The organism is Candidatus Thermoplasmatota archaeon, assembly GCA_035540375.1.
GTDB lineage: Archaea > Thermoplasmatota > SW-10-69-26 > JACQPN01 > JAJPHT01 > DATLGO01.
The window spans coordinates 1-19,892 of the sequence record DATLGO010000055.1 but is presented as its reverse complement, the minus strand read 5'-3'; the positions used below and the strand labels follow the sequence as shown (position 1 = coordinate 19,892).

Here is a 19,892-nt window from a genome sequence, read left to right as displayed (position 1 = left end):
CGGGCGTCGGGACTCGGGACCGGGAGCCGGGCACCGGGCGTCGGGCGTCGGGACTCGGGACCGGGAGCCGGGCCCAGGTCCGGGTCCGGGGCCGGGTCCGGGTCCGGGACCGGGTCCGGGTCCGGGGCCGGGTCCAAGGCTTGTCCTGACCCTACGCGGCGAGCGGCGCGGGGGCGTGGAATGCAGGAAAAAAAGACTGTCGGCGGAGGCTTCGCGGGCCTCCGCCGTGGGGGGTTGCGCTTAGGCGCAGGCCGCCGACGCGGTCGTGCCGACGGCCGCGCCCGCGATCGTGTACAGCCGGCTCGCGACCGCGTTGATCGTGTCGCCGGCCGCGTGGGCCGCCGTCACCGTCGCCGTCGTCGCGCCCGCCGCGTGGGTGAGCGTGCCGATGGCGTTCGGCGCGCGGTTCAGGTCGGAGGCCTGGATGGCCGCCGTGTCCGTGCCCGTCTTGCTGTAGAACGTGCCCGCGAACGTGATCGTGCCCGAGCCGTCCACGCAGGTCGGGACGGCCGTCGTCACCGCGCTCTGGCCCGTGAGGCCCGAGAGCGTGAGCTGCGAGATCACCGAGTTCGCGGCCGTGTCCACGAGGCGGATCTGGACCGTGCCCGAAGGCGTGTTCGACACGCCGACGCGCACGATGTCGCCCGCGCCCGCCGCGCACTTCGTCGACGAGAGACGGGCCGTGCCGTCCCACGCCGTCGCGGTGCCCGAGTCGATGAACGAGCTGCACGAAGCGGCCTTCATGTAGATGCCGTACGTGCCGGCGCTCACGCCGTCGACCACGATCTTCAGCGTGTTCCACGTCGCGGTCGGCGACACCGACGCGAGCTGCAGCGTCACGACGCCGCCCGACGACGACACGACGGTGAGCGCCGCCGTGTCCGACTGCGAGCCGCTCGCGCCGAAGCCGCTGACCCAGACGTAGATGGTCGCCGCCAGGACGACCGTGATCGCGACCATCAGGATGACCGCGATCACGGGCGAGACGGCATCATCGTCGCGCTTGAACTTCCGGTTGGCCTTCATCTGCCTCACCACGACTCCCACGAGGCCTGCCTAGCTGTGCAGCACGAGCGACGCGACCACGTTGCCCGAGGCGGTGTCGATGAAGTTGATCGTGTCGCCCGCGGCGGGACCGGTCGTGCCCGAGCCCCAGAGGAGGCGGAGCGTGTCGCCCGCGGCGATGTTGCCCGAGCAGGCCGCGCCGTTCACGGACCAGCGGAACTCGCTCGCGCCCGCGGCGCTCGCGGAGGTCGTCCACGGACCACCGGTGCCGGTCGACGTCGCCTTGAACGCGCTGCACGCGAAGTTGGGCGAGACCGAGACGATCGTGTAGGCCACGGAGCCCGAGGCCGCGCCGAGGTTGGACGCGGTTCCCTGACTGAGGCTGAGGTTCTTCGCCTGCGATCCGGACGCACCGAAGCCGCTCACCCACACGTACACTGTGGCGGCAAGCACGACGGTGATGGCGACCATCAGGATGACGGCGATCACCGGCGAGACGGCATCGTCCCGGTTCAGGCGGAAGCGGCGGTTGGACTTCATGGGTTTACTCTCCAAGCAATCAGCCCGTTGGGCTGCCAGCCCCCTGCTCTGTCGACAGGGGCTATTTAGGGTCGCGTGAAAGGGGCCAAATACGCCGCCGCCGGGGTCGGCGCAACCGTCAAAATCCGGCCCCGAGGAGCGGAAACGTCGCGCGCGCCCATCCTTTGCTTAAGGGGTTCTTGATCGAATCGACGCGGGCGGCAGGGCCAAATCGCACCTTGGCGATGCGGCGCCGTGTTCCCGTTCGGCCACGTCGGCCTCACGCTCGCCCTCGCCGAGGCCGCCCGCCGCTTTCCGGCGCTCGCACGGATCGGGACCCTCCCGGTCCTCGCGCTCGCCGTCGGGGCGATGCTTCCCGACGCCATCGACAAACCGCTCGGACACTGGATCCTCGACTGGGGGACGGGGCGCCTCATCGGCCACAGCCTCGTGTTCCTCCTCGCGCTCGCCGTCGCCGCGTGGGTTGCGCGCAGCCGCGGCTCGCCCCGCGCGGCCGGGGTCGCCCTCGCGCTCGTCCTCGGCACCGCGACGCACCTCGTCTTCGACCAGATGTGGGCCACGCCCGAAGTCCTCCTGTGGCCGCTTTTCGGCCCGTTCCCCCACGGCGATTTCGAGCCGAGCGGCTGGATCGCGGCGCTCCTCACGAACCGCTTCATCCAGGCGACCGAGCTCCTCGGCGCGGCGGGACTCGCGTGGGCGGCGTGGGCCGAGGCGCGACGTCGACGCGTCGCGCGGTGACCGCGCGGGCTGTACCAGAATCCGCATCCCGCGACATCCGCCGTCACCGGATGCGTGGATCCCGCGACGCGACCGCGACCACGCATCCGCGGCATCCTCGCCTGGCCGTTCGTGCTTGCGGTCGGGCTCGTCCTCGGCGTGTACGAAGGGCTCATCTACGCGCCTCCGCACGGGCACGAGTACGTCGTCTGGTCGCTCCTTCTCGTCATGGAGGCGCTCCTGCTCTTCGGCTGGCTCGGGCCCGCCCGAGGCCTCGCCTTCCTGCCGCTCGTGATCGTCGCGCAGGACGTCTCGAGCCTCGTGGCGCAAGGCGCCTCCCCGTTCACCGCGGACTGGTACCGGCTGTATTTCGGCGACAACCTCCTCACGCGGCGCGACGTGGGATTCCCGAACTGGTACGTCGTGGGGGTATTCCTGACGGTCGTCGCCGACCTCGCGCTCGCGCTCCCGCGGCGGGTCGCCTACACGCCCTCGCGCTCTGGCTGAGCAACGGGTATATTCGCGGTCGCGCGTTTGCGCCGTCGTGGTCCGCGGCGCCTTCACCGTCCTCGCCCTTGCCCTCGCCGCGCTCCTCGCCGTCGAAGCCGCCGTCGCGGCCGCCGACCTCGCCGCGAGGCCCCGCGACGCGGTCTTCGCCGTCGAAGCCGCCCTTCTCGTCGTCGAGGCCGCGCTCGTCCTCTTCGCCATTCCGCTCCTCCTCGCGGCGCGCGCCGGCCGCCCGGCGGCTCCGCCCGAACTCGCGGACGACGCCCTTGCGGCCGTCGACCTCTTCGTCCCGGTGCGCGACGAGGACGCGCGCGTCCTCGCCGCGACGCTCGCGGGCGCCTCGAAGCTCGACTATCCCGCGTCGCGGCTTGCCGTCTGGATCCTCGACGATTCGACGACGGAAGCGGCGCGCCGCGACGTGGACCGCGTCGCGCGCGAGACGGGGGCGCGGGTCCTCCGCCGCGCCGAAGGCCGGGGCCTCAAGGCGGGCGCGCTCAACGCCGCGCTTGCGAGGACGCAGGCTCCCATCGTCGCGGTGCTCGACGTCGACCACGTCCCGGATCCCTCGTTCCTTCGGCGCGCGGCCGCCGGACTCGCGGCGGATCCGGGCGCGGCGTGCGTCCAGACGCGCATCGCATGGCGCAACGCGGACGCGCCCCTGCGCCGGCTCGCCGCGCTCCTCCAGAGCCACTTCTACGGCGTCATCCAATGGGACCGCGGCGCGCGAGGCCGCGCCGTCTTCGCGGGAAGCGCGGCCGCGTTCCGCCGCGCGGCGCTCGAGGACGCGCGGGGCTTTCCCGAAGCGACGCTCGTGGAGGATTTCGACCTGACCGTGATCCTCGCGACGCGCGGATGGCGCATCGCCTACGACGACCGGGTCGGCGCGACGGGTCTCTTGCCTTGGACGGGCCGCGACCTCGCGCGGCAGCTCTGGCGATGGAGCCACGGGACGACGCGCGTGCTGCGTCTGCGCGCGGGCGCCATCCTGCGCTCGGACCTTCCCGCGCGCGAGAAGGCGGAGCTCATCGCCGCGGCCGGCGCCTACGTCGCGGGCGGCCTCTTCGTCCTCGCGGGGCTGCTCCTCGCGGCGCACGCCGCGCTCGGCACCGCCACGCCCGCCCATGCCGTCGTCCCGCTCGTCATGCTCGCGCCCGCAAGCGTCCTCGTCGCGCACGTTGCGACGGCCCGCATCGCGCTCGCGCGGGAGGGACGCCGGGACGCCGCGCTCCTGCTCCCCTACCACTTCGTGAGCCTCGCGTTCACGCCCATCCTCTTCGCGAGCACGCTCGCGGCGCTCGCGGGGCTCGGTCCGCGCGACGCGGGACGGGTCGGAAAGGCGCGAGACGGGCCGCGCGCGCGGCAACCCGCGTTCCTCGCCGTCGCCGCGGGAGCCGCGGCGTTCGGCGTGGCGCTCGCGCTCCTCGCCTTCCCCCTCATCCCGGCATCGCGGAGCGCCTGGCCGTGGGCGCTCGAGCTCGCGGCCGCCTTCCTCCTGCCGCTCGGGCTCTGGATGCCGACGCGGAGCTAGCGCGCGAGGATCACTCGGGCGTGACCGTTCGCGTATACCTGGGCCCGGAACGCCGCATAGCTCTCGACGTCCACGGGGAAGACTCCGATGGGCGCGGCCTCGCCGCCGCGGGCGGCCCAACTTTCGGCAACAAGCGCGCGGGGAGGATCCACGACGGCGCCGCGCGCGAGGTCGAACGCGAGCGAAGCCGACGGCGCGAGACCGGCATAACGCGCGACCGCCGAGAGCCGGGTGTCGGTCGCAAGCGAGCCGCCCTCCGACGCCCACCGCGCCGCCGCGAGCTCGGCCGGCGATACGGAGTTCGAGAACGTGAGCGTCGCGTCGCCCGCAAGCGCGATGGGCGTCGTGAGGGCGGGGAGCGCGACAAGGACGGCGACGAGCGCGCCGCGGCCGCGCGGGACGCGCGCGGCGAGGAGGGCGGCTCCGACGCCGAGCCCGAGGGCGAGGGCGGGGGCCGCGAAATCGGCGGCGCGCTGCGCGAGGTAGAAGCTCGTCGCATCGAGGCCGCGGAGCACGGCGAAGAGCGCGAACACGACGACGGACGCGGCAAGACCGCCGACGAGCGCGTCGCCCTCCGCGCCGCGTCTCGTGAGGAGCGCCGCCCATCCGACCGCCGCAAGGACGAGCACGAGGAGCAGCGGGACGGCGAGGGCGGCGAGGAGCGGCGGCGTGAGGGCGCCGCCTTCGAAGACCGGCACGAAGGCGTTCGCGAGGAGCAGGGCTCCGCCCGCAAGCGGGATCGAGGCCAGGACCATGGCGCTTCGCCGAATGGAGCGGGCCCGCCGGGCCGCGACGTGGAGAACGGCGAGCGCGAGGACCACGAGGGCCGCGTAGAGCGCGGCGTCGGCGGCCATGATCTTCCAGTACGCGCCGACGGCGCTCCGCACGCTCGCGAACCAGGCGACGGCCCACCCCGCGGCGACGCCGACGGCGATCGCCCGCCACGCGACGGTCCCGAACCCGCGCGACGCCGCGACGACGGAAAGGCCGAGGACGCAGGCGGTGACGGCAAGAAGCGTCGAGAGGTGATGGAACAGCGGAAGGATCGCGAGGAGGACCGCGCCGAGCGCGACTTCGCGGCGCGCGCGCCCCGAGACGACGAGCGCGACCGAGAGGGGAACGAGCGCGAAGGCCATCGTCTGCTTCATCACGACGCTCGTGAAGTAGACGAACGTCCCGAGCGTCGCGAGGGCTGCAAGCGCCACGACGTCGGCGACGTCATGGCGCAATCCTCGCCGGACGAAGGCCCACGCGGCGACGACGGCCGCGAGGCCCGCGAGCGCGAACAGGGGCTGGGCGAGCGCAAGCGGCTCGAGGCCGGTCACGGCGCTCGCCTGGGCGAGAAGAAGAAAGGCGGCGGGCATCGAGGCGCTGTAGCCCGTCGGCGCCCACGCGCCCTCCGCGATGAAACCTTCGGCCGTCGAAGCGGCGTCGAAGCCGTCGACGTTGTGCGGGAGCGGGCTCGAGGCGAGGGGGGCGAGCCTCAGCCCGAGGGCCAGAAGAAGGATCGCGAGGATCGCGAGCCGCTTCAAGCGAGCGCCTCCGCAAGGTCGGCGCGGGCGGGCCGCCGCGACGCGGGGGGCCGCGGACGCGCGAGCCGCTCGGCCGCGACCTCCGCGGCGCCGAGCGTCGAAAGCAGCGCGAAAGCGGCGAGGACCGCGAACCGGGCGGGCTCGAGCGAGACCGCGGGTCGATGGCCGAAGACCGCGAATGCGTCGAGGCCCGCGAGCGCCTCAGCCGCCGCCGCGCCGAGGGCGACGCCCGCGAGGGCGGCGGCCACGGCCGCGGGCGCGAGGGCGCGGCGCGCGAACGCCCTGACCTGCCGCCGCGTCGCGCCGAGCGCCGAAAGCAGCGCGAGGTCGGCCGCGCGCGCGGCCGCGAGGCGCGAGAAGACGGCCGCGTTCCCCACGAAGAAGAGCGCGAACGAAAGGAGCGAGACGAGCACGCCCGCAAGCGCGACCGACCCGAACACGGCGCCGACGGCCTCGCCGGAGCTCGCCGTTGCGAGAGGCGCCCCGCCGGCGATAAGTCGCCATTGCGCGCGCGCCACCTCGGGCGTCGCGACGAGGAGAGGGGCCGCAAGGTCGGCGACCGCGACGATGCGATCGCCCGGGGCGCGGGCGTCGAAGGTCGCGCGAAGGACCTCGCGCGCGCCCGGCGAGAGCCGGTAGGCGAGCGAGGCGACGGGGACCCCGTCGAGCCTGACGTCGTGCGCGCCCGCGCGGGGCTCCGCGGCGAAGTTCACGAGCTCCGCCTCGACCAAGACCCGACCGCCGGGGTCGACGACGGTCGACGCGAGCGCGATCCGCGCGACGACGACGCCGTCGTCCGGACCCGCACCGAAGACGGCGTGCGAAACGGGGGCGCGACCCGCGCCCGTCGCCGTCCAGGTCGCGCGGCCGGCCGCAAGCGCGACGCGCGCCTCGCCGCGCGCATCCGTCAAGGCCGACGACGCGCCGTCGGTGAGCCGCACGGCCGCGAGAGGGTTTCCGTCGCCATCGGTGACGCGCAGCGTCACCATCTCCCCCGCGCGGCCCCATGCGGGGCCCGCGACGACGATCCGGTCGGCCTCGAGGAGCGTGGCGCGCACCGCCTCGCGGAGACGCTCGCGATCGAGCGGCACGATCTCGACAAGGTGCGCGGCCCCCGGCGCGAGGCCGCCGAGGCGGCGGCCCGACGCGAGATCGACGAGGAGCTCGTCGGCCAGCGCGGTCTCGGCCGCGACGAGCCCCCCCACACGCAGCACGACCACGTCGGGCTGGATCGAGGCCGGGATCGCGACGACGTCGCCGGGCGCGAGGCCGAGGCGGGCCGCGAGCCGCTCCCCGACAAGGAGCGCGGAATCGTTGGCCGAAACGGGCATCGCCCCCGCGACGAGCCGCGCGCGGTGGAGCGCGAGGAGATCCGCGAGGTCCGCGCCGCGCGCGACGACGGGCTCCCCGCGGACGATCGCGAACGTGAACGTCTCCGGCAACGCCTCGCGCGCAAGCGGGCTCGCCACGAGAGCGGTCACGGTCGCGGGGTCGAGCGCGCGCCCGCCCGGCACCGGAAGCCGCGAGGCGGGAAGGACGGCCTCCGCGTCCGGAGCGTAGAGGCGCGCGGGATCCGCGACCGCCGCGAAGGCGGCTTGAACGAGCACGAAGAGCGCCGTTCCGAGCGCGACCGCGGCGACGTGCGGCGCGACGCCCGCGCGCGTCAAGGCGAGGCCTCCAGTCGTGACCCCTCGAGCTTGACGAGCGCGCGCCGCGCCGCGAGGAGGCCCGCGCCGAACGCGAGCGCCGCGAGCGCGAGGAGCGCGGGGGCGAGCGTCCAGTCGGGCGCGGGCGTCACGGGCGCGCGGAGCCCGAGGCGATTCCCGAAGCTGAAGGCCGCGTACGCGAGGACGACCCCGAGCGCGGCGCCCACGACGATCCCCGCGCCGACGATGCGCGCGAGCCACGACGCCGCCCAACGCAGGACGTCCGCGCGCGAGGCGCCGAGGCTCCGCGCGAGGTGCACGTCCGCGCGGTGGTGCTCGACGGCCGACGCCGCGAGGTTCACGGTCACCGCCGCCGCGACGAGGCCCGTCGCGGCGACGAGGAGGCCGAACCCCGCCGCAAGCGCCCCGCCGCCGCCCGCGACGAACGCGCGGACGCCGACGAGCGGCACGGTCGAGGCGCCTTCGGGCGCCTCAGCGCCGGGCGCGAGCACGAGCGCGCGGCCGAAGCGCGGGGCGACGCGCTCGAAGTCCTCGAGCGGCGCGAACACCCACCCGCGCGGCGCGTGGATCGCCTCGAGGACGCCCCGGACCGTGACGTTCCCCTCGAAGCGCGCGACCGCGAGGTCGGCGGCCGGACCGATCCCGGTCGTCCCCGCCTCGAGCGGCGCGCCGGGGCCCACCGCCTCCACGGCCGCGAGCGTCACGGGGCGGCCGTCCGTCGTCCGCGCCGCCGCGACACGCACCGCCGACGCGCCTTCGGGGACGGCCCCGAACCCGGGGCTCGCGAACGGATCCTCGCCGACCCAGGCGAGCACAGCCGGCACGTCGAAGCGGTCCGACTGCCCCGCGAGCGCGTCCGCGAAGCCGGCCGAGACCGCCGCGCCGCCCGCGAGATACGCGGCCGCGAGCGCGAGACCCGTCGCGAGGAGGAGCGACGACCGGTCGTCCGCGACGCGCCCGAACACGCCTCCGCGAGGGAGGGCGCGCGCTTTAGCCTTGGCGGGTTTTCCGCGCGGCGACGCACCCGAACGCCTTTATCGCGCGCGCGCCATCGACCGCCGTGGTCCGCCTCGCGCTCGAGGGCGTCGGCAAGGTGTACGGGGCCCACCGTGTGCTCGGCGGCCTGGACCTCGCCCTCGACGGGGGCGACCTCCTCGTCCTGCGCGGCGCGAGCGGCGCCGGCAAGACCACCCTCCTCCAGATCGCGGGCCTCCTCGAGCCGCCGAGCGAAGGCCGCGTCATCCTCGACGGCGAGGACGTCGCCGCGCTCGACGACGACGCCCGCGCCCGCGTGCGCCTCGCGCGCATCGGCCACGTCTTCCAGACGCACAACATGATCCCGAGCCTCACCCTCCTCGACAACGTCCTCCTGCCGATGCGCCTCGCGCGCCGCGCCGACGCCGGCCGGGCGCGCGCGCTGCTCGCGGACGTCGGCCTTGCCGGAAAGACGGCGTCCTATCCCGACGAAGTGAGCATCGGCGAGCGCCAGCGCGCCGCGTTCGCCCGCGCCCTCGCCAACGAGCCCGACGTGCTCCTCGCGGACGAGCCCACCGCTTCGCTCGACGACGCGAACGCGACCCTCGTCACGGACCTCCTCGAAGCCGCACAGGCTCGGGGGTGCGCGGTCCTCGTCGCGAGCCATGACGGACGGGTGAAAGGGGCCGATATCCCATTGATATCCGGCGGATCCGCGCCCCGGCATCCGTGATCCTTCAACGGGCCACGCCCCTTTTCCGCAATCCAAAGGGCTAAAGGGGACCTACCTGCATTGCGCGCCCGGAAGGTCGAGCGGCGCCGCGTCGGGGTGCCGGCCTCGACGACGGACCGGTTGGCCCATGAGTCCGAGATCGATCGCAACGGCAGACACCCGGGCATCCACGCGCCCGGTCGACGGCGCGCCCGCCGTCAGCATCCTCCTCCCCACCAAGAACGCGGGCCCCCTCCTCGCGCGCGTCCTCGCGCAGATCTTCGCGCAGAAGACGCGCCACCGCTTCGAGGTCATCGTCGCCGACTCGGGCTCCACCGACGGGACGCTCCAGCTCCTCCTCGAGTTCCCGATCACCGTCGTGCACGTCCCGCCCGCGGAGTTCAACCACGGCGGCACGCGCAACCTCCTCGCCTCGCACGCGCGCGGCGAGTACCTCGTCTTCCTCACGCAGGACGCCGTCCCCGCGGACGAGCACTGGCTCGAACGCCTCGTGGAGCCCCTAGCGCGCGGCGACGCCGTCGGCGCGTACGCGCGCCAGGTCCCCCGCGCCGACACGGACCCCATCAACGCGTTCTTCCTCGACGAGATGTACCCCGCGACGAGCCGCGTCCAGTACCTCAACGGGCAGGGCCTCACCCTCGACACCGTGCGCTTCTCGAACGCCTCGAGCGCGATGAAGCGCAGCGTCTGGGCCGCGACCCCCTTCCGGCCCGACATCATCATGGCCGAGGACCAGGACTGGAGCGTTCGCGTGCTCAAGGGCGGGGGACGCATCGCCTACGTCGCGGAGTCCCGCGTCGAGCATGCCCACCACTACACGCTCGGGGAGACGTTCAAGAAGTACTTTGATTCGGGGGTGAGTTATCGGGAGATGCACCTTTCCCACACAGGTCTCCGAGGCATTTTCCCCGAGTTAGTATCCGGCGGACTACGACACGTAGGTCGAAAGGCGCGATATTTGTGGGCAACTCGAAACTTGATTTGGTTTCCGAGGGCCATTGCCGAGAGCGCTGCGAAAGCAGTGGGTCTGATGCTTGGGCGAATTCACACCTCGCTGCCACGGTATATTGTTCTTACATGCAGCTGGCACAAGTATTATTGGCAGCGACCCGCCACAATATTGAGCCCGCCAATAGAAGCGACCGGGGCAGAAAAGACCTGATCGACCGCGGATGAATCGACCCATCACAAGGGAGTGATTTCGGCGCACATCGCAATTTGCGAAAAACATCCGCCTTATCCGACGGACCATGGCCGCGCAGTTCGAACTGTATCCCTCGCGAACGGGTTGGCGGCAAGAGGCCACAAAGTCACCATACTGACTCCAAGCCCAATCGGGGGCGAATCCTCGCTTTCCCCAGGCGTCATGACCCGTTACGTGCCCCACGTACCCTGGCCGTTTCGAGACCTCTTGATATGGGCTCGGCTTGTAGCGCTAAAGCGCAATGATGCGCCGGATCTGATCCAAATCGAAAACAGTCAACTTGCTCTGCTAGGACTGTTGACCCGCACCATTGGAAAGCCCTTGATATATGAAGCGCACGTTGTCGAATCCGAATTTTCGCGCGGACGAGAAAGAAGTTCAAGGAAAGATAAGCTCATTGCCAATCTTCTCGACCTTGGCGAAAGCGTGCTCATAAAGATTGCAGACAGAACGATTGCCCTGAGTGAATCTGACCGGAATAGATTAATCGCTCGCCACAAACTTGCAGCCCCAGCAGTACGCGTCTTCCCGCTGTTGGCGCGGCCTCAGGACTTCTCCCCCCCAAATAGCGCCATTCCAACGTCACAACATTCAGTGGTATTCCTTGGCTCGTATACGCATGAAGCCAATAGGGCTGCGATCCAATTTATTGTCAATGAACTCAGACCCGCACTTCATAACCTGGTCCCTTCCGCCGAAATCATGCTCGTTGGGAAAGGGATTCCAAAGGAAATCGCCGATCACCACACAATCCGCGTCTTCGCGGATGTTCCGGATGTCAGGCCCCTCATCGATCGCGCTCACGTTTGTATTGCGCCGATATGGATGGGATCTGGCCTTCGAACTAAGATCATTGAATACTGGACCCGAAGCAAACCAGTGGTCGCTACCGACATTGCAGCGGAAGGCCTCGCAGCGCGAGACGGAATCAATATCCGTATCGCAAATACGCCAGTAGAGTTTGCACATGCCATCGCAAGCATAATGCGAGAACCCGATTTGGGAATGCAACTCGGAAAGGAAGGTTTAAAGACTGCCAGATTACACTTTGCCGAGGAAAGGGTCGTCGGAGACCTCATGAAATTTTACGAGGAAGTTCGAACCCACAATCGCTCGAAACCCTCATGAAGGCAATCCGATGAGTTTTCTCGAGCACAATCAGGGCCGCTTAGTCTGTATCGCTCCGGATACTATCTATCCACCTTCTCATGGAGCGGCAGTTCGAACACTGCAAATGGCCAGGATAGCCAGCCGCACGCGAAATACCCTAGTTGTCGGATACGCTCCGGAGGAAGGAACGTATCAGTGGGAAGGCGTCTTGATAAAGCACCTCCGCAAGCCTACAAGCGGACCCCGAAGGGCAATCCAATTGGCGCAAATGTTTTTCTCAGATGATTTCGGCCTCACTCTGCCACCAACGATTCTGAAACCCGAGACTGACGCGATCGTCCTCGAATCCCCTTTTCTATTTACGGCTACGAGTCGGGCAGGAGTGAAAAGCTTTGTCCTTAATGCACACAACGTCTACCAGGATATCGCACAGTTTCCCCAATCTGGAATGAAGGAACGAGTCTGGAGCTTGGCCACGAAGAAACGCCAAGCATCTATCGAACGAGAGGCATGGAAGGCCGCGAGGCACGTGATCTTCTGTTCCAGTGAGGACCGTGACCGAGCTGCATCAATAGAACCGAGTCTAAGCATCAAGAGTAGCGTAATTCCAAATTGCGTAGACACAAGGGAATACGCCCCACTCGAGATGCCGTTTTCATCCAAGATTCGACCAGTCATGTTCCTCGGCACCACTCGGTATCCACCAAATTTTTTCGCCGTTAAAGAGATCTGTGAAACAATTGCCCCTCATTTTCCAAGTGTGAACTTTGCAATTATAGGGGAATCGAGTCGCCGTCCACGGGTGGTATCCAGTAATGTCTCGTTCGTTGGCAAGGTGGCGAAGCCTGCCGAGTTTCTACCGAACGGTCGCGCGGCCATCATTCCACTGCGGCATGGCAGTGGAACACGACTAAAGATTTTGGAGTTCTTTGCGTCTGGCGTGCCAGTGGTCGCAACCGCCAAGGCATGCCAAGGGATCGAGGCTCGAGACGACATCCACTTCCTTCGCGCCGAAACGCCTAAAGAGCTGATTGAAGCCCTGTCCAGAATCCTCACCGACGAAAACTTGAGCATGAAACTCGCAAAGAACGCGCGTAAACTCGTCGAGAGCAGGTACGATTGGCGCCGCTACTCTGATTCAATAGCCTCAATCTACTTCGAATCAGAGAGATCAGACCATTGACACGAAGCGCATTCAGGACATGCCCCGCGCTTCAGCATCACCCGCTATACCTACTGACTTACTCAGGCGCCCCCGAGCGAAATCACGAAGCGCATTCAGGACATGCCCCCGCGCTTCAGTATGACCACGTAGCGTAGTGTAGGCAATACTGAGAAGGGCCAGCACCACGACCGAAGGAACGGCGACTGGCCAAAACCAGCCCCCCGACCACCGTCTCGCAAATTCAAGGCGATTTCTTATTAAATAATATTTATGTATTCCACGGGCACGATGCATTGATTGTGACACCCGATGGACTACAACGGAGTCGAGATCCACAAGCAGCTTATAGCCTCGCTTTCGGGCCTTTAGACACCAATCGGTTTCCTCATAGTATAAGAAATACGATTCATCGAGAAGCCCCACTTCACGAAAAACGGACGCGTGCGCCAATAAGGCACACCCAGTGATGTAATCGGTTTCGACAACCCCGGTAAACCGATCCGCTGGTTTGTTGAAGCCGATGTGTTTCGTTCGGCCCGTACGCCGATATACTCGACCCCCTGCAAACCAAACAATAGAAGGAGGCGATTCAAAGGTGACCTTTGGACCCACTACAGCAGCCCCATGACGTTGCATGACGCATAGGAGTTGCCTTAACAATCCGGAATCGGACGGATACGCATCGTTATTCAAGAGAAAAATATAATCATAATTGTGCTCCAAGGCTACCTCAATTGCGAGATTGCATCCGCCGGCGAACCCAAGGTTTTCGGAAGATTCAATGACGTGAACTTGTGAAAAGCGCTCACGAATCGCAGCGGCCTGCGACGGGCGCGAGCCGTTGTCGACGACGAAAACTCCCTGACGAGGGTAATCGAGCGACAAGGTAGCGTTAACACAATCGATCGTGTCACTTAAGCCATTCCAATTCACAATAATTGTCGCAACGCTCGGGATATCGCCTGCTTGGGGCTCGCGGTGCGGTTTCGGCGCTGACGAGCTCAATGAGCACCCCTACCCAGAATATCAAGAACGGACGATCGCTTCCAGAACATCATCGCTCACATGCTCCCTTGATGAATATAGAGCTTCGCGTAAGGACTATCGTAAACGATCGCAGTCGAGGGAGTCGCAGCAAGGCGCTGCATGTCCGAGAACCGAACTACGGTGTAGGCCACGGTCTGACCATCACCCTGAAGTAACTGGAACGTTTCCGTTCTTAGCCAGAAGGCCGAGAAGCGAGATAGTTTTGTAGAGTCGCCTCGGAAGAGGGCCTGCACATCGGCATCTGCCCCACCATGGAAAGCAACGTTAGTTCTAACTCGGACGCCTTCGCGCTCAAGGAGATCAACGGCGCCAATATCGGAAGCTACGGGCCCCGGACCCGCATATTTGCCGACCCAGACCGCGGCGGACCGCCCGCTTGCGGTCAGCCGCCGCTCAGGATCTCCAAGGTTCCAGTCCGGCTCAACTGTCCCGTGGTAGAATGTGGGTTCAAGCGTCCCGGGCCCCGCGATTAGAAGCAAGACTGCTAAGACTACCCAAATGATCCTAACGGATCGACGTGGTAAGGACATCGCAATAGCGCTCGCCGAAAGAATTGCGAAGGCCGCCCCAAAAATAAATATTCGACTATAGACAGCGACGCGCGAAAGATCCTTGAATGCCAAACTTGACCCCATCAGGACTGCGGATAAACCGAGTGGAAAGAAAGCAGCACCCATTGGAATCACAAGCTTGCTTTTGCTGAGATTTCTCCGCAATGCAAAGATCGAGAGCATGGACAAAGCAACCAGTATTAGGAGCATCGCCCCCGCCTGGAGACGTAACCTCATATTTGCGCCGCGTTCAGGGTTCGGATTCTGGAAAACGAACCCGACATCGGTTACACTACCCAAAAGGGCTCCACCCACCGTCCCCACAATCACCTTGAGGATCCCTTCAGCTTGAAACCACCCTACATAAAGCAGGAAGCCCCCCAAGGCAACGTTGTAGGCAAGGATGATCACCCAAGGGCCGGAGGCCGCGCCTGACTTAGGTCGGAGCCAGCGGAAAACTCCAACTCCCAGCAGTGCAAAACCTACGAACAAACTTGTTGTGAAATGTCCGAGGATGAGAATAATGGACCCACAACCAACTATAACCACGTCGCGAAGACTAGTCCGGTAAGAAGGGCGCGCGATGGCCCAAAGAATCATCAACGCGCCCACAAACGCAATCCCTTGCCGTGTGAGAATGGCGTGTGGAAAGACCCCCAGTAGAGCCGTGAGCACCCCAGCACAAGCCCCCGCGGGCATCCCGAACATCCTCGAGCCCGCAATGAATGCGAGGGCAGTAATCGTCATATGAATGGCGAGCGGAATCATGATCCCGGCGTCGCGCGGAGGAACCCCCATGACTTCAGCGGCGACCGCGGCAAGTGAATGGATCGCCGGCCACGTAGCATAGGCCCTTAATCTCCAAACCCCGTAATCTGTCGTAATGCGACCGTATTCGACGATATTTTCTACAATTTTCAGGTCGACATCTGCCTCACGAAGAAGTCCCTCTTGAACAGCTGCATGCATCATTGCGCCGAGTGTAATTGCCAAGGCAACTGCGAAGGTAAACCGAATCGCATACCGCGATTCATCGTTTCCTGCAACCCGATACGTGACCACGATGACCATCACGCCGACGGTAAGCCACAAGGTTCTGAGATCTGTGGCCCCCTCCCCCGCCATCACGATCACCAAGCCGCCGACGAGAAGTGAGGCGAGGGTTATGAGGTCGCCGCGCTGGAATGTTGAACTGCCAAGTGTCCCCACCATTAATTCTCCCCCCCATTTTCCAAAAAGGCCGAAGCCTTGCGCGGTATCAGGAGCCTTAGAAGGTGGTCCGCCACTCGTTGCGCGCTCGACGCATCCAGGTGAACATGGAAGGTCTCAGCGACGCGAGTGCGAGACGCCCGCCACTCTACCAGATTGGATTCTCGTACCTTCGAAAGTTCACATACAAGGTCGGATTGAGTTGTTACATGAGGTCCTGGGGCCACCTCATCATATGGATATGCGAATCTCCGGCTTCGACTCACGTATTCCTGCAGATCGTAGCAATAGAAGATAACGGGTTTGCCCGTCAAGATGAAATCGAAGTAGATTGAGGAATAATCGGTAACAAGGCAATCGATATGCGCAAGGATGACGGGCAAATCGACGGTCGATGGAGTTACCTCGATGCGAGGCGGCAGCTCTGTTGGCATAGTCAGCGAGTCAACGTGATGCAGCCGCAAGAAGAGATATCCGTCAATCTCTTCGAGCTCCTCGGACAGCTTTTTCCAATTGATCGGAACTGAGCGGGAGCCGGTTTCATGATCTCGGAACGTAGGAGCATAGAGCGCTACAAGGGTCCCTTCCTGACGAATTTTTGTGACACGATGCGCGAACTCTCGCTCTGCTTGAGTAATATCTGACCTTGGCTGAAGTAATGGGTCATTTCGAGGAAAACCAGTCAAAGGCACATGCGCTACAGGAATTCGAAAGAATTCTGCGTAGGTGCGGGCCACCTCACCAGTTGTGGCGATTGATGAATTGACCTTTGGAGTCGGTCGCCGTAACCCATACCTCAATCCGAAGAGGTCAACTCTTGCAATCAAACTCGTCGATCGGCCATCATCTCGAGGATAATACGTTCCGAGCTTTTTAAGAGGTATCCCATGCCACAGGTTAACGTGATAGGCCCCGCGAGATAGCCACGTGTTGATGTCGTGAGCGGTGGAGCAATAGACATAGACACCCGCCCTGATAGAATCGAGCATACCTCGAAATGACCACCTCTCAGTCACGGGGAAACCTAACCCCTTCAGCGTCGATTTCACCTCACGAGACGACGTTATCCAGCGGACTCGGGGCACTTTCGACGAGCCCATTGTGGTCATTTGACGATGGAGATATTCGAAAACATATCGTGGATTGTCAGAATATTTGACGCCATCCCACGACCCGAACACCCAGAGATTAGGATCGCGGGGAACAAAACCGCTCAGCCAATAAAGGACCCACAAGGGGGCGCGCAGCACGCTGAGTAGAGACAGGCTACGAAGGTCCATTTTTCAGGTCCCCCGCTCTGGAGGAGTTTCAAGGCGCCTTGGAGATATGTGGGCATTCGTTGTGTGCCATACCCCTTCGCTTGTCCCCCAGATCGTTGTATTGACTCCCAATTTCTTCTTTGCCGCGATTGCAAGCGCCGCCTTCCATATTGTAGCAGTCGCTGCTGCCCCATATGCCGCCCCGACCGGGCCGATAGAGCCCGCAAGGTACGCGAGGATCGGCAAACCTGTGATACCTGTTATTATAGTCACGCGGGCGGCAAGCGACTGATTCCCAGTTAGATTCAACACGGGGCTGACCATTCCAAACGAAGCACCGACAGTATGCGAAACTGCAAGAATCATCAGAATCTCAAATGACCAGGCAGCGTTAACTCCAACGAACGATAAGACCACACGCCCAAAGATGAATAATACTATTAAGCCGAATAGAGAGGGCCAGAACATCAGATTCGCCCCCACCGCCATCGTTTGTTGCAGCGAAGTCGCATCTCCAGCATAGAACTCCCTCGAGATTCTCGGAGAGAGGACGGCATTTACTGCGTGAAGCGGGAAAAGAAGTACGCCAGCGCCGAGTGCACATATTGCGTAATAGCCGACTTCAACGGGCGAGCTCACGAGCCCTACGATTAGAATATCTGCTTGGTATATCGCGAGAACAAAACCCGCGCTCACGAGCAATGGGATCCCGACGGCCATCCAATCAACGAGAACGCGTGAGTTCAATCTTCCGCCCTTCATCCAGTAATGGTTCCAGAGCCATGGCAACTGGGCGAGAAGAACGAATCCTAACGTGATAGCCGTTAGGATTAGGGCTGTATGTGCATCGAGAACCCCAATTCCAACCCAGACAATGCCCCCGAGCAGCGCCAATAGAATCGCCGGCCGGATCACGAGATGCCCTAAATAGGATACAATGGGACGTTCAATTGCCTTTAGAATCTCAACGTGGAGAAAAATAATAGAAAGAATTGGTAGAATCCAAATGCCAGCGCTGAGGACATCCCGGTATTCTTCGCCAGCAGTATACGGCAGTATCACGACGACGGCAAGAGCGAGAAGCAACGAGGCCCCAAGAGCGAATGCAACAGAGGCCCTCAGATAGCTTGCGCTCATTCGCTGACGTTGCTCACGCTCATAATTAGGAATGAATCGGAGTGAAGCGGGAGCAAAACCGAGCGACGTGAAAAGTGCGAGAAAAGTGATCCACGCCCATACGTATGCATATTTGCCGAACTCAGTTGGCCCGAGGAGCCTGAGTAAGCTGACTTGAAGTATAAATCCTAAGGGAATACCGATGGTTTGGATTACCGTGACCGCAGCCGCCTTTCGGATGACTTCCCCATTGCCCCGGAAAACCCGCTTCACGAGTTCCGCTTTTCGCACGAGGGAATCCAGCGACGAAGAGAATCGATTTTCTCGATCCCGCACTTCAAACACGCTCGCGGCCCGGGATGGTTGTCTTGCAGCGTAAAACCAGGAAGGCGTCCCCGCGAGCCCAGCAGACCGCACGCGAGATAGATTTCTGAAGACCGGAAGTCATTGCGAATTCGTGAATGGTTCGCCACCCCGACTCTTCACGCGAATACCTTTAGTCGCAACCGAGTTCTCACCACGAGCCAGCAACAGCAGTAACCCTCGCAGATCGTTGATGATCAAGTCCGGCTTAGTCCTCGACAATTCGATCTCCTCACGCGTTGCCTCACCACTCAAAACACAGACGGTTTCGACCCCGGCACGGCGGCCCATGTGGATGTCCGTCGAGAGTCGGTCGCCTACATGGAGCACGCGTTCGGGCGCGGCGCCAATTTCCTCGAGCTTGGCGAGGATCATCCGCTCATGTGGTTTCCCGAGCACGACCGGGGACACCTGGGTCGCGGTCTCGATCAGCGCGATGATGGCGCCGGCGTCAGGGATGCCGCCCTCCCGGGTCGGGCAAACGCGATCTCCATGGGTTGCGACGAAGTGAGCGCCGCCTTCGATGAGGAGACACGCCCGCTTGAGCTTCTCGTAGGTCAAGGTCGTGTCGAATGCCACGATGACGGTATCGGGAGTTTCGGACGTAGTTGAGATACCGGCCCGCTCAAGGTCCTCGACGAACCCTGGCGTGCCAACCGCGAAGACACCTTTGGTGCGGCGGTTGCGGAGGTACTCGATCGCCATGTCCGTGCTCGTCACGACCTCGTTCGCGGAGAAAGGAATCCCGATCTCGGCGAGACGACGGACGTAGTCGGCCTTCGATTTCGAGGAGTTGTTGGTGAGGAAGTACACCTTTCGCTCGTTCGCCCTCAGCCACGCGACAATCTCTTTTGCGCCGGGCAACAGTTGGCCGTCCACGTAGAGTGTTCCATCGCCGTCGAAGAAGATCACGTCCTTGCTCCGGATTTCTCGCGCAACCGGGTTGAACAGGAACTCGGCTTGCTGGAGGTCCTCGAAGTTGTCGATCTCGATCCAGGCGGAACCCCCGACATCAACAGGCTTGACCGGAATCTCCCTACGCGCAAGGAGATCGTGCAGCGCGACTTCGGTCCATTGCTTCCGGTCGCCGCGGGTTTCGATCCATCCCTCGACCTCTTTTCGCAGCGCGCGGGCGCCTTTCGCGGAGAAGCGGTAGAGGTCAAGAGAGATGCCATGGGCCTCGGCTTCGCCGAAGCGTTTTGAAATTCCCGTGATGTGCCCGTCCTTGCTCACGGTGACCTTCATGGATTCGTCGACGTGGACACCCGGGAAGACCGCAATCGAATCCTCTGCGGGATTGTCGAGCAACCGCCGGAGGAGGAAGGGGTCGAACACGATGTCGCCATTCAGAAGCACCATCGGGGAATCCAGCCGGTCGCGAACGAGATACAACGAGTACATGTTGTTCGTCGTCGCGTAATCCTCGTTCGTGACGATTTGAATCTTCATATCGTCAAACCGTCCCCGCAGGAATTCCTGAACCTGGTGACTCCGATAGCCCGAGACGATGGTGACGTCCAGGATTCCGCACGCGCGCAAAGCCTCCAGTTGGTACTGAAGGATCGGTTTTCCTCCGACCCGGACAAGGCATTTTGGCACGTGGTTGGTCACGGGCCTAAGGCGCGATCCGACACCCGCACAGAGAACGACAGCTTGAGTCTGCA

General features: G+C 64.4%; 17 protein-coding genes. 7 read left to right on the top strand and 10 right to left on the bottom strand.

From position 1 onward, the window contains the following. Positions 1-240: 240 nt before the first annotated feature. Together VM889_06785 and VM889_06780 are read right to left on the bottom strand one after the other, a co-directional pair. A complete protein-coding gene (locus tag VM889_06785; GenBank protein HVL48243.1) occupies positions 241-1,026 on the bottom strand; it encodes an archaellin/type IV pilin N-terminal domain-containing protein in 786 nt (261 codons plus the stop codon). A gap of 30 nt (positions 1,027-1,056) precedes the next feature. Then, the gene (locus tag VM889_06780; GenBank protein ID HVL48242.1) at positions 1,057-1,545 is read right to left on the bottom strand and encodes an archaellin/type IV pilin N-terminal domain-containing protein; all 489 of its coding nucleotides are present in this window, start codon (positions 1,543-1,545) and stop codon (positions 1,057-1,059) included. 234 nt (positions 1,546-1,779) lie between these two features. Between VM889_06780 and VM889_06775 the strand changes: the two genes are divergently transcribed. The 3 genes from VM889_06775 to VM889_06765 are packed head-to-tail and all read left to right on the top strand — an operon-like array spanning position 1,780 to position 4,297. After that, entirely contained in the window at positions 1,780-2,283 is a 504-nt protein-coding gene (locus VM889_06775) for a metal-dependent hydrolase (protein ID HVL48241.1), read from the top strand. Positions 2,284-2,337: 54 nt separating this feature from the next. Beyond that, positions 2,338-2,769: a hypothetical protein gene (locus tag VM889_06770; GenBank protein HVL48240.1), complete on the top strand. Its 432-nt coding sequence runs from the start codon at positions 2,338-2,340 to the stop codon at positions 2,767-2,769. Between the two features lie 37 nt (positions 2,770-2,806). After that, the gene (locus VM889_06765; GenBank protein HVL48239.1) at positions 2,807-4,297 is read left to right on the top strand and encodes a glycosyltransferase; all 1,491 of its coding nucleotides are present in this window, start codon (positions 2,807-2,809) and stop codon (positions 4,295-4,297) included. On the opposite strand, the gene VM889_06760 is transcribed toward VM889_06765, so the two are convergent. From VM889_06760 to VM889_06750, 3 genes are read right to left on the bottom strand one after another with little or no spacing between them, the layout of a single operon-like run. Beyond that, positions 4,294-5,829 carry a hypothetical protein gene (locus VM889_06760; protein ID HVL48238.1) on the bottom strand — a complete coding sequence of 512 codons (1,536 nt, stop codon included), beginning with the start codon at positions 5,827-5,829 and terminating at the stop codon, positions 4,294-4,296. The genes VM889_06765 and VM889_06760 overlap by 4 nt on opposite strands. Further along, entirely contained in the window at positions 5,826-7,496 is a 1,671-nt protein-coding gene (locus VM889_06755) for an FtsX-like permease family protein (GenBank protein ID HVL48237.1), read from the bottom strand. Before VM889_06755 ends, VM889_06760 begins: the two co-directional genes overlap by 4 nt. Further along, positions 7,493-8,461, bottom strand: a complete 969-nt coding sequence (locus VM889_06750; protein HVL48236.1) for an FtsX-like permease family protein — start codon at positions 8,459-8,461, stop codon at positions 7,493-7,495. Before VM889_06750 ends, VM889_06755 begins: the two co-directional genes overlap by 4 nt. 95 nt (positions 8,462-8,556) lie before the next feature. On the opposite strand from VM889_06750, the gene VM889_06745 reads away from it, so the two are divergent. From VM889_06745 to VM889_06730, 4 genes are all read left to right on the top strand, one after another. After that, the gene (locus VM889_06745) at positions 8,557-9,204 is read left to right on the top strand and encodes an ATP-binding cassette domain-containing protein (GenBank protein ID HVL48235.1); all 648 of its coding nucleotides are present in this window, start codon (positions 8,557-8,559) and stop codon (positions 9,202-9,204) included. 127 nt (positions 9,205-9,331) lie between these two features. Then, the gene (locus tag VM889_06740; protein ID HVL48234.1) at positions 9,332-10,366 is read left to right on the top strand and encodes a glycosyltransferase; all 1,035 of its coding nucleotides are present in this window, start codon (positions 9,332-9,334) and stop codon (positions 10,364-10,366) included. A gap of 33 nt (positions 10,367-10,399) precedes the next feature. After that, entirely contained in the window at positions 10,400-11,536 is a 1,137-nt protein-coding gene (locus tag VM889_06735) for a glycosyltransferase family 4 protein (protein ID HVL48233.1), read from the top strand. Between the two features lie 106 nt (positions 11,537-11,642). Then, complete coding sequence (locus tag VM889_06730) at positions 11,643-12,701, top strand: glycosyltransferase family 4 protein (protein HVL48232.1); 1,059 nt, start codon at positions 11,643-11,645, stop codon at positions 12,699-12,701. Between the two features lie 12 nt (positions 12,702-12,713). Here the strand turns inward: VM889_06730 and VM889_06725 are convergent, their stop codons facing one another. The 5 genes from VM889_06725 to VM889_06705 form a co-directional block, all read right to left on the bottom strand. Further along, the gene (locus VM889_06725; protein HVL48231.1) at positions 12,714-13,688 is read right to left on the bottom strand and encodes a glycosyltransferase family 2 protein; all 975 of its coding nucleotides are present in this window, start codon (positions 13,686-13,688) and stop codon (positions 12,714-12,716) included. 56 nt (positions 13,689-13,744) lie between these two features. Continuing rightward, positions 13,745-15,493, bottom strand: a complete 1,749-nt coding sequence (locus tag VM889_06720; protein ID HVL48230.1) for a hypothetical protein — start codon at positions 15,491-15,493, stop codon at positions 13,745-13,747. After that, a complete protein-coding gene (locus VM889_06715) occupies positions 15,493-16,770 on the bottom strand; it encodes a CDP-glycerol glycerophosphotransferase family protein (protein HVL48229.1) in 1,278 nt (425 codons plus the stop codon). The genes VM889_06720 and VM889_06715 overlap by 1 nt, the downstream gene beginning before the upstream one ends. 3 nt (positions 16,771-16,773) lie before the next feature. Next, positions 16,774-18,138: an oligosaccharide flippase family protein gene (locus tag VM889_06710; GenBank protein HVL48228.1), complete on the bottom strand. Its 1,365-nt coding sequence runs from the start codon at positions 18,136-18,138 to the stop codon at positions 16,774-16,776. Positions 18,139-18,309: 171 nt separating this feature from the next. After that, on the bottom strand, positions 18,310-19,892 hold a 1,583-nt coding region (locus tag VM889_06705; protein ID HVL48227.1), incomplete at its 5' end, for an HAD-IIA family hydrolase.

Coding starts and splice junctions, on each gene's coding strand:
- VM889_06785 (HVL48243.1), bottom strand. CDS start 1,026: ATGAAGGCCAACCGGAAGTTCAAGCGCGACGATGATGCCGTCTCGCCC.
- VM889_06780 (HVL48242.1), bottom strand. CDS start 1,545: ATGAAGTCCAACCGCCGCTTCCGCCTGAACCGGGACGATGCCGTCTCG.
- VM889_06740 (HVL48234.1), top strand. CDS start 9,332: ATGAGTCCGAGATCGATCGCAACGGCAGACACCCGGGCATCCACGCGC.
- VM889_06730 (HVL48232.1), top strand. CDS start 11,643: ATGGCCAGGATAGCCAGCCGCACGCGAAATACCCTAGTTGTCGGATAC.
- VM889_06720 (HVL48230.1), bottom strand. CDS start 15,493: ATGGTGGGGACACTTGGCAGTTCAACATTCCAGCGCGGCGACCTCATA.
- VM889_06715 (HVL48229.1), bottom strand. CDS start 16,770: ATGGACCTTCGTAGCCTGTCTCTACTCAGCGTGCTGCGCGCCCCCTTG.